Annotated in this window: 1 protein-coding gene; it reads left to right on the plus strand. The window is 34.7% G+C overall.

The genetic code is table 11. The annotated features are described in order from the left end of the window. Window positions 1-11 precede the first annotated feature (11 nt). Window positions 12-731: sodium/proton-translocating pyrophosphatase (locus AC1QQ2_RS14690; RefSeq protein WP_479713703.1), on the plus strand; the 720-nt coding region annotated here is incomplete at its 3' end.

Here is a 731-nt window from a genome sequence, read left to right on the forward strand (position 1 = left end):
ATTGCGCGGGAATGGCTGCTGACTTGTTTGAAACTTATGCAGTAACTATTGTTGCTACTATGGTATTATCCTCAATTTTCTTTGTTGGTGATATCAACATGATGATTTATCCATTAACAATTGGTGGTGCTTGTATACTAACTTCAATTGTTGGAACATTTTTTGTTCGACTTGGTAGCACAAATAATGTGATGAATGCTTTATATAAAGGTTTTGTGGTTTCAGCTATTGCTTCACTTGCTATCCTTTATCCAGTAACAGATTATGTAATTGGTTTTAGCAATGAGTACACTGTAAATAATAAAACTTTTAATGGTATGGATTTATACTATTGTGGTGTTGTTGGTTTAGTAATAACTGGATTATTAATTTGGATTACAGAATACTATACTGGAACTAATTATCGTCCAGTGAGATCTGTAGCTTCATCTTCTACAACAGGTCATGGAACAAATGTTATTCAAGGTTTAGCTATTTCTATGGAGGCGACTGCAATCCCAGCATTAATTATTGTTGGTGGAATTTTACTAACTAATTCTGTAGCTGGTTTATACGGAATTGCGATTGCGGTAACTACAATGCTTGCACTAGCAGGAATGGTGGTAGCTTTAGATGCTTATGGACCTGTTACTGATAATGCGGGTGGAATAGCAGAAATGTCAAATTTAGATAAAAAAGTAAGAAAAACTACTGATGCACTCGATGCTGTTGGAAATACTACTAAGGCTGTA

Origin of the sequence: Aestuarium sp., from assembly GCF_023253315.1 — a bacterium.
GTDB lineage: Bacteria > Pseudomonadota > Alphaproteobacteria > Rhodobacterales > Rhodobacteraceae > Marivivens > Marivivens donghaensis.